The following is a 14,724-nucleotide window of genomic DNA, read 5'->3' as shown; positions in this document are numbered from 1 at the left end:
ATCCGGAAGGGTAAGGTCTTCCGGACAGCGACCTGAACCATCACCCCTCCCGAGGCGTGGGAGAATAGGGGGATGAAAGCGGCCGATCAGAACAGCCCCAGGAGCGAACGCCGGATCCGCCGCGAGGAAGTGCGGCTTGAGATGGCCTTCCACTTTGATGGCGGCGATCCCGATGTGACCCTCGATTCCATCGAGGAGGGCATGGCGAGCGCGGCGGGCGAGGGGCGGGTGGACGATTTCGGTCGCCTCGGCCGCGCCGGCATGATCGCCCTGCGCTTCTGGCAGGCGCGTCGCCGTCATCACGGCAAGCCGGTGGTCAGCGCGACCGCCGCCCCGCCGCCCGAACCGGAACCTGAGCCGGAGCCCGAACCGGCCCCGCCGCTCAAGCTCAGCCCCGCCCAGACGCCGCCCGAGGCCCTGCCCAATGGCGAGCCCTGGCGCACCTGGCTGTTTCTGGGCGGGCGTGGCGCGGGCAAGACCCAGGCGGGCGCCGAATGGCTGGCCGATCAGGCCGAGGCCCTCGGACCGGGCGGTCGCCTCGCCCTGGTCGGCCCGACCCATCACGATGTGCGCGAGGTGATGATCGAGGGCGTCTCGGGCATCCGCAACCTGCCGCGCTGGACCGACGCCACCCGCCCGAAGTTCGAGAGCTCGCGCCGTCGCCTGACCTTCGCCAACGGCTGCATGGCCTACGCCTTCTCGGCCGAGGATCCCGACAGCCTGCGCGGCCCGCAGTTCTCCGCCGCCTGGGCCGACGAATTCTGCGCCTGGCGCCCCACCGGCGCCCGCGGCGCGGCGGAGACGCTCGCCCTGCTGCGGATGGGGCTGCGGCTGCCGGGGGCTTTATCCTCGGGCCGCGGACCGTCGGCCCCTTCGGGAACCTCCCGACCCGACGCGGCCATTATGTTGGGCCGCGGTCAGAAGGCTCCGCCTTCTCGACCCGACGCGGCCGGGCGCTTCGCGCAGACTCACCTCTCCACCGAAGGTGGGGAGGGGGACCATCCGGAGCCTGCGACGGATGGTGGAGGGGTTTCGGGGGCTCAAGCAGCGAGCGACCGCGTCGCGAGCGTCAGCCCCGGGAGAAGCGCTGACGTCAGACATCCGCCCCGACTTCTCGTCACCACCACCCCGCGCCCCATGCGCGCCCTGGTCCGCCTCAAGGACGAGGACTCCTGCGCCCTGACCCATGCGGGCAGCGCCGACAACGCCGCCCATCTGGCCCCCGGCTTCATCGAAGGTCTCCGCGACCTGTACGGCGGCACCCGCCGCGAGGCGCAGGAGCTGGAAGGCAAGATCGTCGACCTCGACGGGGCCCTGTTCACGGCGGAAATGATGGCGCGGGCGCGAAGTCCTGATCCCTCAAGGGGAGAAGGAGGGCCGCCCTCAAGTCGTCCGAAGGACGGTAGGGCCACTTATGAAAGGATCATCGTCGCCGTCGACCCGCCCGCCACGGCGTCCGGGGACGCCTGCGGCATCATCGCGGCCGCCTCGCGTCGTCGCCCCGACGGGGTGCGCGAGGCGGTGGTGCTGGCCGACCGCTCGGCCCATGGTCTGTCGCCCGAGGAATGGGCCCGCCGCGCCGTGGCGCTCGCGCGCGAGGTCAACGCCTCCTGCATCGTGGCTGAGGTCAACCAGGGCGGCGACATGGTCTCGTCTGTGCTCAAGGCCGTCGATCGTCCGCTTCCGGTCCGCACCGTGCGCGCGACGAAGGGCAAGATGCTGCGCGCCGAACCGGTCGCCGCCCTCTACGAACAGGGCCGGGTCAAACACGCCGGGATGTTCGACGCCCTGGAGGAGGAGTTGATGCTGCTCGGCGCCGAGCTGGGCGAAGGCTCCCTGGACCGCGCGGACGCCCTCGTCTGGGCCGTCACCGACCTGCTGATCGACCGCCCCGGCGAGCGCGGACCGAGGATCCGGCAGCTGTGACGTGCTGTGCGGCGTATTGCCCGGATGCGGACGAACCGGTCGTCTCCGTCCCCCTCCGGGGTTGTCGGACCCCTTGCGGATACGCTTTAAACCCTTCGCCTTTCCCATCGGACTGCTGGAGCCCGAGACGATGACCCGTACCCTTTCCCTCGCCGCAGCGGCGGCCGCCGCCCTCAGCCTGGTCGCCGGCGCCGCCGTCGCGCAGGACTTCCGCGCCCTGGCCCGTCAGGATCTGCAGGCCGCCCATGACGAACTGGCCGCCAACCACCCGGCCGCGGTCGTCGCCGGTCAGGCCAGCACCGATTTCCGCGGCTGGCTGGACACCGGCCTGCGCGAGTCGCTGGAGATGGCGGGTCGCGCCGGCAGCGGCGACGCCCATGCCTATCTGCTGCGCTACTACGCCGCCGGCTTCCGCGATTCGAATATCTCCATCTATCCGACCTACGAAGGCCTCGGCCCCTATTTCGGCACGTCCTGGGCGGGCTTCACCACCGGCTGGCGCGGCGGCAAATATGTCGTCACCTACGTCAAGCCGGGCGTGCGCGGCTCCAGCGTTCCGCGCGTCGGCGACACTGTGGTGTCCTGCAACGCCACCCCGATCGACGAGTTCGCCCGCGCCAAGCTGGATCGCTGGGAAGGCAATCTGGACACCGAGGCCGGCCGCGTTTCGTCGGCCCCCTACCTGACCTGGAACCGCAACAACCCGTTCGTGAACGGCGTGCCTTCGGTCTGTGAGTTCCAGACCGGCAACCGTCGCGCCCGCGCCATCAACCTGCAGCCCGTGCCGCTGGTCGCCGGTGATCTGGAAGCCGCCTACCGCGCCACCGTCTACACCGCCCCGGCGACCCCGCTGTCGATCGAGACGGTCAATGGCCGTCCGTGGATCAACGTCCACTCCTTCGCCGACACGGCGGGCTGGGACGCCTTCGAGAGCCAGGTCGAAAGCCAGGCGGCCACCCTGCGCGGCCCGCAGGGCTTCGTGCTGGACCTGCGCGGCGCCGGCGGCTCGGGGGCGCTGAACTCGGCCGCCCGCGGCTATGGCCTGGCCAACCTGATCTGGAGCGAGGCCTTCACCGCCAGCCGTCAACCGGCGGCCGGGGCCATCACCTATCGCGCCACCCAGGGCAACCGTGACTGGTTCGCCACCGCTCTGGGCCTGATGAACGCCGATCCGCGCTACGCCGCCCAGGCTCCGGCTCTGGTGACCCAGATGCAGGAGATCGTCGCCGGCTTCGACGCCGCCATCGCGGCCGGCCAGCCGACCTTCCAGCTGCAGGGCCGCGCCGTCGCCGCCGACACCGGTGCGCCGAACCCGGTGCAGGGCCCGGTCGTGGTGCTGGTGGACGGCGGCTGCTCGGGCGGTTGTCTGGACACCCTGGACCTGGTCTCCAAGCTGCCGAACGTCCGCATCGTCGGCGCCTCGACCGCCACGGACTCGATCTTCATCGAGCAGACCACCCGTCGCCTGCCGTCGAACTACGCCGAGCTGAGCTACGGTCACAAGGCCTGGACCGAGCGTCCGCGCGCCAACAACACCGCCTATGTCCCGGCCGCCGGCCTGACCTACACCGGCGACCCGGTCGACGAGACCGCCGTCCGCGCCTGGGTCGGCACGCTGTTCGGCGGCTGATCGCCGGACGCTGACTGACTGACACGAGGGGCCGGGCGGGAGACTGTCCGGCCCTTTGCCTTCCGCCCCCTCGCTTCCTATCTCGGATCCATGACCGACACCCATCGCTCCCCCTCCGGATATGACCTGACGCCGCCGACCGAAGCCGAGCGCGAGCGGCTGGAGTCGGACCTGACGGCCGAGGAGGCCCGGGTCCTGCTGTCCCACGGCACCGAGGCGCCCTTCTGCGGCGTCCTGCTGGGCGAGAAGCGGGCCGGGGTCTTCTGCTGCCGCGAGTGCGGCCTGCCCCTGTTCCGGGCGACGACCAAGTTCGAGAGCGGCACCGGCTGGCCCAGCTTCACCCAGCCGGTGGATGAGGCCCACGTCCGCGCCATCACCGACACCAGCTACGGCATGGTGCGGACCGAGACGGTCTGCGCCCGCTGCGGCGGCCATCAGGGCCACGTCTTCCCCGACGGCCCGCCGCCCACCGGCCTGCGCTACTGCATCAACTCGGTGGCGCTGGAGTTCGTGCCCGAAGGCCAGCCTCTGCGCGACCCTTTGCACCGGGGTGACGGAACGGCCTGACCTTCGCCGCAATCGGGGTTAGGCTACAGTCAGTACAGGGAGTGAGTGGATGATCATTTCGGCCCTTGCCTTCGCGGCGGTGCTCGCCGCCGGCGATCCCGACGAGGTGGTGACCACCGCGCCCGCCACGGTCGTGGACCTGACGGCTTCGGCCCGGCCGGTCGCGCCCAGCGCGGAAGGCGCGGCCCGGCAGGCCGTGGAGCAGCAGGCGCACGGCCTGACCACGGACCAGCAGATCGACCGCTGGATCTCCAGCCGCAATCCCGAGGCCGTCCCCTACGCCTCGGACGACCTCCGCGAGCCCGAGCCCGAGCGGCGGGTGCGGGGCGAACTGATCGCCGGGATCGGCACCGGCGGCTACCGCGACTACGGCGTGTCGATGACTATGCCCTTGGGCGAGACCGGCGCCCTCGGCTTCAGCTACCGCAAGGTCGAGAACGGCTATGGCTACGGCTATGGTTACGGTCCCTACGGGCTCGACCACGGCTATCCCTATTTCAACGACAGCGGCTACGCCTTCCCGGGTCGCCGCGACCCGGAGGCGGCGCTGGAGCATGAGCGCCGGCTGTCCCGGCCCGGCGGGCTTCCCCGCGGGAGCCTGTCGCCCTTCCCGTCGGTCGGGAGCCGCTTCTGAGATCAGGGCCCGGTCCGGCGACCGGGCCCTTTCTCCATCAGGCCTTCCGCCGCCCCAGTGACGCCAGCACGGGCAGGACGATCAGGGTCAGCAGGGTGGCCGTGGTCAGGCCGCCGATGACGACCGTGGCCAGCGGCTTCTGGACCTCGGCTCCCGGACCCCAGGCGAAGGCCATCGGGATGAAGCCCAGCACCGCCACCAGCGCCGTGGTCAGCACCGCCCGCAGGCGGCTGACCGCGCCGTTCAGGGCGGCCTGAAGCGGGGGCTCGCCGTCGGCCAGCCGGTGCTGGATCGCCTGCATCAGGACGAGGCCGTTCAGGGTGGCCACGCCTGACACGGCGATGAAGCCGACCGCCGCCGAGATCGACAGGGGCATGCCCCTCGCCGCCAGCGCCAGCGCCCCGCCGACAAGGGCCAGCGGGACCCCGGCGAAGACCAGGGCCGCGTCCCGGAGCGAGCGCAGGGCCAGCAGCAGCAGGCCGCCGATGGTCAGGAAGACCAAGGGCACGATCAGGGCCAGTCGGGTCGAGGCCCGCTCGAGGTTCTCGAACTGGCCGCCCCAGTCGAACCAGCCGCCCGCCGGGGGCTGGACCGCGGCCATCTCGCGCCGGGCCTCGGCGACGAAGCCGCCCAGATCGCGGCCCCGGACATTGGCCTGCACGATGATCCGGCGCTTGCCGTTCTCGCGGCTGATCTGGTTCGGCCCCTCGGCGGCCTCGAAGCGGGCGACCGAGGACAGGGGGACGGTCGGGGCGCCCGGCTCGGACTCCTCGGGCATGACCGGCAGTTGGGCCATGACCGACGGGTCATTGCGCAGGTCGTCGTCGAGGCGGACGACCACGTCGAAGCGGCGGTCGCCCTCCATCACCCGACCCGCCGCCTGACCGGCCAGACCGATAGCCAGGGCGTCGGCGGCGTCGGAGGCGTGGATGCCCTGCGCCGCCGCGATGGTGCGGTCCACCCGGGCGGTCAGGGTCGGCTGGCCCGAGACCTGTTCGACCCGCACGTCGGCGGCCCCGTCGATGCGGCGCAGCACGGCGGCGACCTGTTCGGCGGTGCGGCTCATGGTCTCGAAGTCGTCGCCATAGACCTTGACCGCCACGTCCGATCGGACCCCGGCGATCAACTCGTTGAAGCGCATCTGGATCGGCTGGGTGAACTCATAGTTCTGGCCCGGGAGGTGGTTGAGGGCCTCCTCCATCCGGGCGACCAGCTCGGCCTTGGGCAGGGACGGGTCGGGCCAGTCCTTGCGGTCCTTGAGCATGACGAAGGTGTCCGAGATGGACGGCGGCATGGGGTCCGAGGCCACCTCGGCGGTGCCGGTGCGTGTGAAGACCCGTTCGACCTCGGGCATGGCCTTCAGCGTCGTCTCGACGCGGAACTGCATGGCGTGCGACTGCTCCAGCGAGGTCGAGGGGACCCGCAGGGCCTGCACGAGGATGTCGCCCTCATCCAGCTGGGGCACGAACTCGCTCCCCAGCGTGGCGAAGGTGAGGGCGCCCGCCGCCAGAGCGCCGACTGCGCCGCCGATGACCAGACGCGGCCGTTGAAGGGCCTTGTCCAGCAGGGGGGCGTAGCGGTCACGGACGGCGCGGCTGAGCTTCGTCTCGCCGTCCTCATGGCCGGCCTTCGGTTCGCGCACCCAGATGGCGGTCAGGGCCGGGACGAAGGTGAAGCTGAGGATGAAGGCTCCGGCCAGCGCCAGCATGACGGTGGCGGCCATGGGGCCGAACATCTTGCCCTCGACGCCCTCGAACATCAGCAGGGGGGCGTAGACCAGCAGGATGATGGCCTGACCGAAGGCGGCGGGGCGAGCCATTTCGCGGGCCGCCGCCGCGGCGACGGCCAGCCGCTGGTTCAGTGTCAGGGCGGCCCCGAGGCGCTGACGTTCCAGCGACAGGCGGCGCAGGGTGTTCTCGACCACCACAACGGCGCCGTCGACGATCAGACCGAAGTCCAGCGCCCCGAGGCTGAGCAGGTTGGCGCTGATGCCGAAGCGGTTCATCGCCGCCGCCGCGAACAGGAAGCTGAGCGGGATGACCAGAGCCGTGATGACGGCGGCCCGGACGTTGCCGAGCGCCAGGAAGAGGACGGCGATGACCAGCGCGGCGCCGAGGACGAGGTTGTGCTCGACCGTGCCGATGGTGGCCTCGACCAGCGCCGTGCGGTCCAGCACCGGGCGGATGATGACGCCGGGGGGCAGGCTGGGCTGGATGGCCTCCAGCTTCTCTCCGACCCGCCTGGCGACCTCGCGAGAGTTCTCCCCCTGCAGCATCAGGGCGGCGCCCAGAACGGTCTCGTGGCCGTCGGTGCTGGCCGAGCCGAGGCGGGGGGCGCGGCCGATCTCGACCACGGCCACGTCGGAGACCCGGACCACCTGACCGTTGCGGTTCAGGATCGGGGTGGCGGCCAGTTCCTCCAGCGTGCGGATGCGGGCGTCGGCGCGGACGATCCACGCCTCGCCGGCCTTGTTGACGTAGCCGGCGCCGGCGATGCGGTTGGCGTGCTCCAGCGCCTGCACCAGCTGGACCAGACCCACGCCATAGGCGGCGAGACGGGCAGGGTCCGGATGGACGGCGTATTCCTTCACATAGCCGCCTTGCACATCGATGCCGGCGACGCCCTCGACCCCGCGCAGTTGCGGGGCGACGATCCAGTCCTGAACCGTGCGGAGGTAGGTGGCCTTCTCGGCGTCGGTGGTCAGCCGCTCGCCCTCAGGAGTGACGTAGGCCGTCCCCTCGTTGGCGGCGGGGCCGGTCAGCTCCAGCGTCCAAATGAAGACCTCGCCCAGACCGGTGACGACCGGCCCCATGGTGGGCGTCAGCCCCTCGGACAGGTCCTCGCGGGCGTCCTGAAGTCGCTCGTTGACCAGATTGCGGGCGAACCAGATGTCGGTGCGGTCGGTGAAGACGGCGGTGATCTGGGAGAAGCCGTGGCGGGACAGGGAGCGGGTCTCGACCAGACCCGGCATGCCGCTGAGGGCGGTCTCCAGCGGGAAGGTGACCTGCCGCTCGACCTCCTCCGGACCCAGGGCGGGGGCGACGGTGGTGATCTGGACCTGCCGGTTGGTGATGTCCGGCACGGCGTCGATGGGCAGGCGGACGAGCTCGCGCACGCCCACGGCGGCCCACAGGACGGCGAGGACGATGATCAGCCAGCGGTGACGGACGGCGGCGTCGATGATGCGGTTCAGCATGGTCAGTGTCCGTGCTCCGCCTCGCCCTTGGCCAGTTCGGCCTTGAGCACGAAGGCGCCGGTCCCGGCGATGCGCTCTGACCCGGTCAGGCCCGACAGGATCTCGGTGCGGCCCCCGGCGGTGGCGCCGGTGGTCACGGGCAGGGCGCGGAAGCCGTCGCCGTCGCGGACGAAGACGGAGGGAACGCCCTCGACCGTCTGCACGGCCTCGGTGGGGACGGTCAGGCCGTTTCCGCCGCCGACAGGCAGGCGGGCGGACAGGACGGTGCCCGGCGCAGGTGCGGCGCCGGTGGCGGCGGCCCGGACCGTGGCGGTGCCGCCCTGCGCGGCAGGGGCGACGGCGACCACTACGGCCTCCAGCCGGACGCCGTCGGCGGTTTCGGCGCTGAGTCGTGAGCCGGGAGCCAGCAGTCGGGCGGCGGCGGGCGGAGCGTCGAAGACCAGCTCAGCGCGGCCGGTGTCGGCGATCTCGGCCACCTGGAGCGCTTCCTGATGCAGGACCACGCCGGGCGCGGCGATCAGGCGGGTGACGACGCCATCCGACGGGCTGCGAACGACCACGACGCCGTCACTGCCGGGATTGCCGAAGGCGGCGACGCGGGCGCGGGCGGCGCGCAGCCGGGCCTCGGCGGATCGTGCCTCGGCGCGGGTCACGTCCAGCCGGGCGCGGGGCATGTAACCGCGCTCGAACAGGGCCTCGTCGCGGGCCAAGGCGGCATGGGCGGCCTCGGCCTCGGCGGCGGCGGTGTCGGCGTCCGCCCGGGCGGCGGCGCCTTCCGGACTGCGCAGGGTGACCAGCACGGTTCCGCGCCGGACGCGGGCGCCGGGGCCGACGTGGACGGCGGTGACGGTTCCGGCCAGCGGGGCGTCGACGCGGGCCTGTGCGCCCGGCGCGATGGCGACGTGGCCGGGCAGGCGCAGTTCGGAGCCGCCGCCGCGCTGCGGGGCGGTCAGGACGACGCCGGCGGCGGCCGCGTCCTGCTCGCTGAGGGCGACGAAGCCTTCGGGGGCCTCTTCGTCGGAATGGCCTTCCTCGGCGTGGGCGTCGTTGGCGGGGGCGGGCGAATCGAACAGGCGGGCGGCGCCGAATCCGATTCCGAGCGCGGCGATGACGGCGGCGCCGGTCATCAGCCAGTGTTTGCGGGTAGCCATGGGTATCCTCGGTAGGCCCGCGGGCGCGCTCGCGAAGGCGCGGACCGGCGCGGGCCGGATGTCTGATCAGGATGAGGGGAGGCGCACGGCGGTCAGCCGCGCGGGATCAGACCCGTGGAGGGCGTTCGAGGCCGTAGGCGGCCTGTAGCGGGGCGCCGGGCGAGGAGGCCCAGCGCAGGGCGTCGTGCGACGGGGCCGGCAGGCTGAGCGGCGCGGCCGGGGTGTGGGGCGAGGCGACGTGCGGGGCGTGGCAGCAGCCATGGCCACAGGCGCCGACGCAATGCTCGCAGGCGGGATCCTCGCAGGGTGGGGCGAGGGGAGAGGCCGTCGCGGCCTGAACAGCCTGAACCGACGTCTCGACCGGCTCGACACAGGCCACCGCCGCGGCGGCGGGCCAGACGGCGCCCATGGCGAACAGCATCACGGCCAGAAGGCCGAGGCGGTTCATCAGCAGTTGCGCGCGCCGGAGCATGGGGCGGGAGTTAGCACGAACTTGCGACAGAGTCGCGGGCGGGGTGTCGCAGACTCTCACGTTGCTATCGTCATCCCGGACAAGCGCTCGCGTAGCGGGCGCGCGATCCGGGACCCAGCGGCGCGCGTGAGCGCGAAGCTGTCAGGAGCGCCGGTGTTTCAGCTTTCGATCTTCAGTGTTTCGCCGCCGTCGCGGCGCCGCTGGGTCCCGGCCTTCGCCGGGATGACGATAGCGAAGGGGAAAGTGCGGCCCGGAAAAGCAAAAAGCCCGATCCGTGAGGATCGGGCTCTTGTCTCAGAATGGTGCCGCCGGGGGGAATCGAACCCACGACCTCAGCCTTACCAAGGATGCGCTCTACCACTGAGCTACGGCGGCCTCGTTCCGAGGAAGCGGCCCTATAGCCAACGTCGCGGCGGGGGCCAAGCCCTATTTCCATTCCGATGCGAAAAGTTTGTCCGGAGGGCTCGCGTCGCGGGCGGCGCGCGGTGGACAAGGTTCGCGTTAACGGTGTCTGCACCTTGCGCGAGCGGGCGGTGCGGGCTCTGATCCGACTCATGGACAAGCCCGTGACCCACACGCCCGACGTCGCCGCCGCGCCCGAGGGGCTGCCCGCCGCCGCGCCCGCGCCGGTGAAGGGCGAGGTCGTTGCACCGTCCGGCGCCGCCGTCGAGGCGGAACGGGCCAAGGCCGAGAAGGCCCTGCGGCTGGCCAAGGCGCTGCGGGACAATCTGCGCCGTCGCAAGGTCGCGGCGAAGCCTGCAAGACCGAGCAACTGAAGTTCATCGGGCGCGACGTTCGGGCGGCCTTTCACAGACCCCGTCGACCGCGCTAGATAGTCGACCCGCCGGAGCCCCCCGCTCCGGACTGCAAGAGACGACATGGACAGCATCGCCATCACCGGCGGCGCCCAGCTGAACGGCATCATCCCCGTCAGCGGCGCCAAGAATTCCGCCCTCAAGCTGATGGCCGCCTCGATCCTGACGGATCAGCCGCTGCTGCTGACCAATATGCCGCGTCTGGCGGACACGAAATTCCTGGGCAAGCTGCTGCAGGCGCTGGGCGTCGAGGTGACCGAGCGCGACGGGGCGAACGGGCAGGAGACCCTGTTCGACGGCCGCACCATCAGCTCGACCTTCGCCCCCTATGATCTGGTTCGCCAGATGCGGGCGTCGTTTAACGTGCTGGGGCCGTTGCTGGCGCGCACGGGCGAAGCCAAGGTCTCGCTGCCGGGCGGCTGCACCATCGGCGCGCGTCCGGTGGACCTGCACCTGCAGGCGCTGACCGCGCTGGGCGCAGAGATCGAGCTGGATGAGGGCTATGTGACCGCCCGGGCGCCGCGCGGACTGCAGGGCGCCGAGATCGAGTTTCCGTTCGTCTCGGTCGGCGCGACCGAGCACGCCCTGCTGGCCGCCGTGATGGCCAACGGGACGACGGTGCTGCGCAAGGCCGCGCGGGAGCCGGAGATCGGCGACCTGGCCCGCTGCCTGACCGCCATGGGCGCGAAGATCGAGGGCATCGACACCGATGTGCTGACCATCACCGGCGTGACCTCGCTGGGCGGGGCCGAGTGGTCGGTGATTCCCGACCGGATCGAGATGGGCTCCTATGCCGTCGCCGCCGCCATGGCCGGGGGCGAGGTGCGCCTGACCAAGGCCCGGCCCGAGCTGATGACCGCCCTGACCGAGAAGATGGTCGCCGCGGGCGTCGAGATCAGCCCGACCGAGGACGGGGTGATCGTGAAGCGCGATCCCAAGCAGCGGCTGCGCGCGGTGGATCTGGAGACCGAGGTCTATCCGGGCTTCGCCACCGATCTGCAGGCGCAGTTCATGACGCTGATGACGACGGCGGAGGGCGAAAGCACCATCCGCGAGACCATCTTCGAGAACCGCTTCATGCACGCGCCGGAGCTGGCGCGGCTGGGCGCGGACATCCACGTCGGCGCGGGCGAGGCGATCGTGCGCGGCGTCGAGGTGCTGCACGGCGCGCCGGTGATGGCGACCGACCTGCGGGCCTCGGTGAGTCTGGTCATCGCCGGACTTGTCGCGCAGGGTGAGACCACGGTCGGCCGCGTCTATCATCTGGATCGCGGTTTCGAGCGTTTGGAAGAGAAGCTGGGCGCCTGTGGCGCGAACATCCGGCGGATCACGGGCGAGACGCATGAGCACTGAGGCCAACGGCGCGGCGGAGGACAAGGCGATCAAGTCGCCCATGGAGCCCCTGCGCCTGCTGGCCGAGGACGCCGACGACCTGCACATCATCTCGGTGGCCCTGCAGGACGCGATCATGCGTCCGGTGGACATTGTCTGGGAGCGCGGCGCGCGCCTGCTGACCGTGACCCTGAGCCGGTTCTGCTGGGAGTGCGGCGGGACGCGGGTGATGGCGGCCATGCAGTTCGGCGACGTGATCGCGGTGAAGAGCCGCCGCCTGCCGCGCGGGCCGGAGCATGCGCTGGAATTGCTGGCCATGCATTTCGAGCCGGGCGAGGCGCCGGGCGGGCGGATCATCATGATGTTCGCCGGCGGCGGCGACCTGCGGGTCGATGTGGAATGCCTGGACGCGGTGCTGACCGACCTGTCGGAGCGTTGGCCCGCGAAGATGGCGCCGACCCATCTGGAAGGGTCGCTGGAAGCGGCCCTGGCGGAGGCGGGCCCCCAGTGAGCGACCATCGGCTGACGTCCATCGAACTGGACCCCGTGTCCCTGCCGGCGGCCTCGGCCGAGATCGAGCACGAGCGGCGGGTGGCGATCTTCGATCTGGTGGAGAAGAACAGCTTCGAGCCCGCGGGCGCGGCGGCCGGCCCCTATGCGCTGAAGCTGTCGTCGCAGGACGGGCGGCTGGTGTTCGACATCGCCGGGCCGCAGTTCAGCAAGGCGCACGGCCTGTCGATGTCGCCGCTGAACAAGACCATCAAGGACTATATCGACATCTGCGACAGCTATTACGAAGTGCTGCGCGGGACGGACGTGTCCAAGATCGAGGCCGTCGACATGGGCCGACGCGGCCTGCACAACGACGGGGCCGAACTGCTGAAGTCGCGGCTGGACGGCAAGATCACCGTCGACCACGAGACGGCGCGGCGGCTGTTCACCCTGGTGACGGCGCTGTATCGGCGCTGAGTTGAGGCAGCAGTAAGCAGGCAGCAGTAAGCAGGGGCTTCCCGGCTTGAGGCTGCTGTTCGGGCTTCCCTTCTGAGTCCTGCTGCCTGCTCACTGCTGCCTTCGGCTCGACTATCCCGCCTTTTTCGGGCATATGGCCGCTCCTTCGACGTGCGCTGCCGCCCGGCGCGCGTCGTTTACTCGTATCCAACGGGCGTGAGAGGCCGCATGGCTAAGGAAGAACTGCTCGAGTTTCCCGGCGTCGTCAGCGAACTGCTGCCGAACGCGACGTTCCGCGTGACGCTCGAGAACGACCACGAAATCATCGCCCACACCGCGGGCAAGATGCGCAAGAACCGCATCCGCGTGCTGGCCGGCGACAAGGTGCTGGTCGAGATGACCCCCTATGACCTGACCAAGGGTCGTATCACCTACCGCTTCAAGTAAGGGACGCGCGCGTTGTCGCGTCCTGAGCTTGTGCTGGCTTCGGCCAGCCCGCGCCGCGTGGAACTGCTGGCGCTGGTCGGGATCACGCCCGACCGAATCGAACCCGCCGATATCGACGAGACCCCGCTGGCCGGCGAGACGCCGCCGCGGCTGGCCGCACGGCTGGCCATCGGCAAGGCGGGCGTGGTCGCCGAGCGCGCGCCGGAGGCCGTCGTGCTGGCCGCCGACACCGTGGTGTCCGTGGGCCGCCGCTTCCTGGAAAAGGCCGCCGACGAGGCGGAGTGCGTGCGCTTCCTGAAGCTGCTCTCGGGGCGGGGGCACCGGGTCTATACCGGCGTGGCCGTGGCTGCCGGCGGACAGGTGCGCCATCGGGTCGTGGAGACCCGTGTGACCTTCAAGGTGCTGTCCGACGCCGAAATCAACGCCTACGTCGCCTCGGGCGAGTGGAAGGGCAAGGCCGGGGGCTATGGCATCCAGGGCCGGGCCGGGGCCTTCGTGACCCGACTGGTCGGCAGCTATCCGGCCGTGATGGGCCTGCCGCTGTATGAGAGCGTCAATCTGCTGACCGGTATGGGCTACAGGCCGTGACGCTGGAGGTCTTCCTCGACGATACGCCCGGCGAGCTGAGGGCGGTGGTCGAACGGAACGGCCGCGCCGAACACATTCTTATGGAGCGCGCCGACGAGGCCCCGCAGACGCGCGTGGGCGCGCGGTCTGTGGCGCGGGTCAAACAGGCGGCGCCGGGGCTGAAGGGCGTCTTTGTCGATCTGGGTGGGGGCCACGAGGCCTTCATGCCGGTGAAGGGCGACACGCCCGGCGTCGGGACCAAGGTCGAGGTGGAGATCACCGCGGGCGCACGCGAGCAGAAGGCGCCGGTCGCGCGCCGGATCGGGGGCGGGGAGGGGGAGGTCCGTCTGCTGTCCGCCGCGCCCTCTCTTACGGATTCGCTGGAGCGGCTGGCGCCCGGCGCGGAGATTATCAGCGGACGCGAGGCGATCGAGGCCGGCTGGCGGGCGGTGGACGAGGCGCACAGCCCGGCGGCCCTGCCGGGCGGGCTGGTCCATGTGCAGCGGACCCGGGCGATGATCACGGTCGATGTGGACCTGAACGCCCATGACATGGGCCGCGCCCGGCCCAGGGACGAGACGAATCGTCTGGCCCTGAAGGAGGCGGCGCGGCTGATCCGGCTGAATCGCTGGGGCGGGCTGGTCGCCGTCGACCTGATCGGGACGCAGCTGGACGGGGCGGTGATTCTGAAGGCGACGAAGGCGGCGTTCGGGAGCGATCCGGCGGTCGTGATCGGGCCGGTGAATCGGTTCGGCGTGCTGATGCTGTCGTTGCCGTGGCGTGACCCTCCGCTGGAGGAGGTGCTTTACGCCGATGCGGGGGTGCGACGTTTCCGCCCGGCCCAGCTGGCGCAGGAGGCGGCCCGACGTTTGCGGTTCGCCTTATTGGAGAATACCGGACGGGCGCGGGTGGTCCTGACCTGCGGGCCGGAGCTGGCGGGGCGGGTCGGCCCCCTGGTGGCGGAACTGGGGCCGCGAGCCCATCTGAAGGTCGACGCCGCGGCGGGGGTCGGCGTGTTTTCAATCGAGGCCGAGTGACC

General features: G+C 71.2%; 14 protein-coding genes and 1 tRNA gene. 11 read left to right on the top strand and 4 right to left on the bottom strand.

The window, feature by feature from the left end; translation table 11 throughout:
- Nucleotides 1-72: 72 nt before the first annotated feature.
- From ACFQQC_RS09915 to ACFQQC_RS09900, 4 genes are all read left to right on the top strand, one after another.
- On the top strand, nucleotides 73-1,926 hold the full coding sequence (locus tag ACFQQC_RS09915) for a terminase large subunit domain-containing protein (RefSeq protein ID WP_376862186.1): 1,854 nt from the start codon (nucleotides 73-75) through the stop codon (nucleotides 1,924-1,926).
- Between the two features lie 130 nt (nucleotides 1,927-2,056).
- Entirely contained in the window at nucleotides 2,057-3,556 is a 1,500-nt protein-coding gene (locus ACFQQC_RS09910; protein WP_376862184.1) for a hypothetical protein, read from the top strand.
- Between the two features lie 90 nt (nucleotides 3,557-3,646).
- Nucleotides 3,647-4,123 carry a peptide-methionine (R)-S-oxide reductase MsrB gene (msrB, locus tag ACFQQC_RS09905; protein WP_376862182.1) on the top strand — a complete coding sequence of 159 codons (477 nt, stop codon included), beginning with the start codon at nucleotides 3,647-3,649 and terminating at the stop codon, nucleotides 4,121-4,123.
- Between the two features lie 49 nt (nucleotides 4,124-4,172).
- Entirely contained in the window at nucleotides 4,173-4,757 is a 585-nt protein-coding gene (locus tag ACFQQC_RS09900) for a hypothetical protein (RefSeq protein ID WP_376862180.1), read from the top strand.
- A 37-nt stretch (nucleotides 4,758-4,794) separates the two neighbouring features.
- Here ACFQQC_RS09900 and ACFQQC_RS09895 read toward each other — a convergent pair whose 3' ends face one another.
- The 4 genes from ACFQQC_RS09895 to ACFQQC_RS09880 form a co-directional block, all read right to left on the bottom strand.
- Complete coding sequence (locus ACFQQC_RS09895; protein WP_376862178.1) at nucleotides 4,795-7,953, bottom strand: efflux RND transporter permease subunit; 3,159 nt, start codon at nucleotides 7,951-7,953, stop codon at nucleotides 4,795-4,797.
- A 2-nt stretch (nucleotides 7,954-7,955) separates the two neighbouring features.
- Entirely contained in the window at nucleotides 7,956-9,104 is a 1,149-nt protein-coding gene (locus ACFQQC_RS09890) for an efflux RND transporter periplasmic adaptor subunit (protein WP_376862176.1), read from the bottom strand.
- 106 nt (nucleotides 9,105-9,210) lie between these two features.
- Nucleotides 9,211-9,552, bottom strand: a complete 342-nt coding sequence (locus ACFQQC_RS09885) for a hypothetical protein (protein ID WP_376862174.1) — start codon at nucleotides 9,550-9,552, stop codon at nucleotides 9,211-9,213.
- Nucleotides 9,553-9,876: 324 nt separating this feature from the next.
- Nucleotides 9,877-9,951 (bottom strand) — tRNA-Thr (locus ACFQQC_RS09880).
- A gap of 179 nt (nucleotides 9,952-10,130) precedes the next feature.
- On the opposite strand from ACFQQC_RS09880, the gene ACFQQC_RS09875 reads away from it, so the two are divergent.
- From ACFQQC_RS09875 to ACFQQC_RS09845, 7 genes are all read left to right on the top strand, one after another.
- A complete protein-coding gene (locus ACFQQC_RS09875; protein WP_376862172.1) occupies nucleotides 10,131-10,352 on the top strand; it encodes a hypothetical protein in 222 nt (73 codons plus the stop codon).
- Between the two features lie 102 nt (nucleotides 10,353-10,454).
- Nucleotides 10,455-11,744: a UDP-N-acetylglucosamine 1-carboxyvinyltransferase gene (gene murA / locus ACFQQC_RS09870; RefSeq protein WP_376862170.1), complete on the top strand. Its 1,290-nt coding sequence runs from the start codon at nucleotides 10,455-10,457 to the stop codon at nucleotides 11,742-11,744.
- Entirely contained in the window at nucleotides 11,734-12,234 is a 501-nt protein-coding gene (locus ACFQQC_RS09865) for a DUF2948 family protein (protein ID WP_376862168.1), read from the top strand. Before murA ends, ACFQQC_RS09865 begins: the two co-directional genes overlap by 11 nt.
- Nucleotides 12,231-12,692: a UPF0262 family protein gene (locus ACFQQC_RS09860; RefSeq protein WP_376862167.1), complete on the top strand. Its 462-nt coding sequence runs from the start codon at nucleotides 12,231-12,233 to the stop codon at nucleotides 12,690-12,692. Before ACFQQC_RS09865 ends, ACFQQC_RS09860 begins: the two co-directional genes overlap by 4 nt.
- 207 nt (nucleotides 12,693-12,899) lie before the next feature.
- A complete protein-coding gene (infA, locus tag ACFQQC_RS09855) occupies nucleotides 12,900-13,118 on the top strand; it encodes a translation initiation factor IF-1 (protein ID WP_003164348.1) in 219 nt (72 codons plus the stop codon).
- Nucleotides 13,119-13,130: 12 nt separating this feature from the next.
- Nucleotides 13,131-13,706: a Maf family protein gene (locus ACFQQC_RS09850; RefSeq protein ID WP_376862165.1), complete on the top strand. Its 576-nt coding sequence runs from the start codon at nucleotides 13,131-13,133 to the stop codon at nucleotides 13,704-13,706.
- Nucleotides 13,703-14,722, top strand: coding sequence for a ribonuclease E/G (locus tag ACFQQC_RS09845; protein ID WP_376862163.1), 1,020 nt, complete (start codon nucleotides 13,703-13,705; stop codon nucleotides 14,720-14,722). The genes ACFQQC_RS09850 and ACFQQC_RS09845 overlap by 4 nt, the downstream gene beginning before the upstream one ends.
- Nucleotides 14,723-14,724: the final 2 nt, after the last annotated feature.

The sequence above is a fragment of the Brevundimonas sp. GCM10030266 genome (assembly GCF_042666595.1).
Taxonomy (GTDB): Bacteria; Pseudomonadota; Alphaproteobacteria; order Caulobacterales; family Caulobacteraceae; genus Brevundimonas.
The sequence above is the reverse complement of the archived record's forward strand: the minus strand, read 5'-3'. Positions and strand labels throughout refer to the sequence as shown.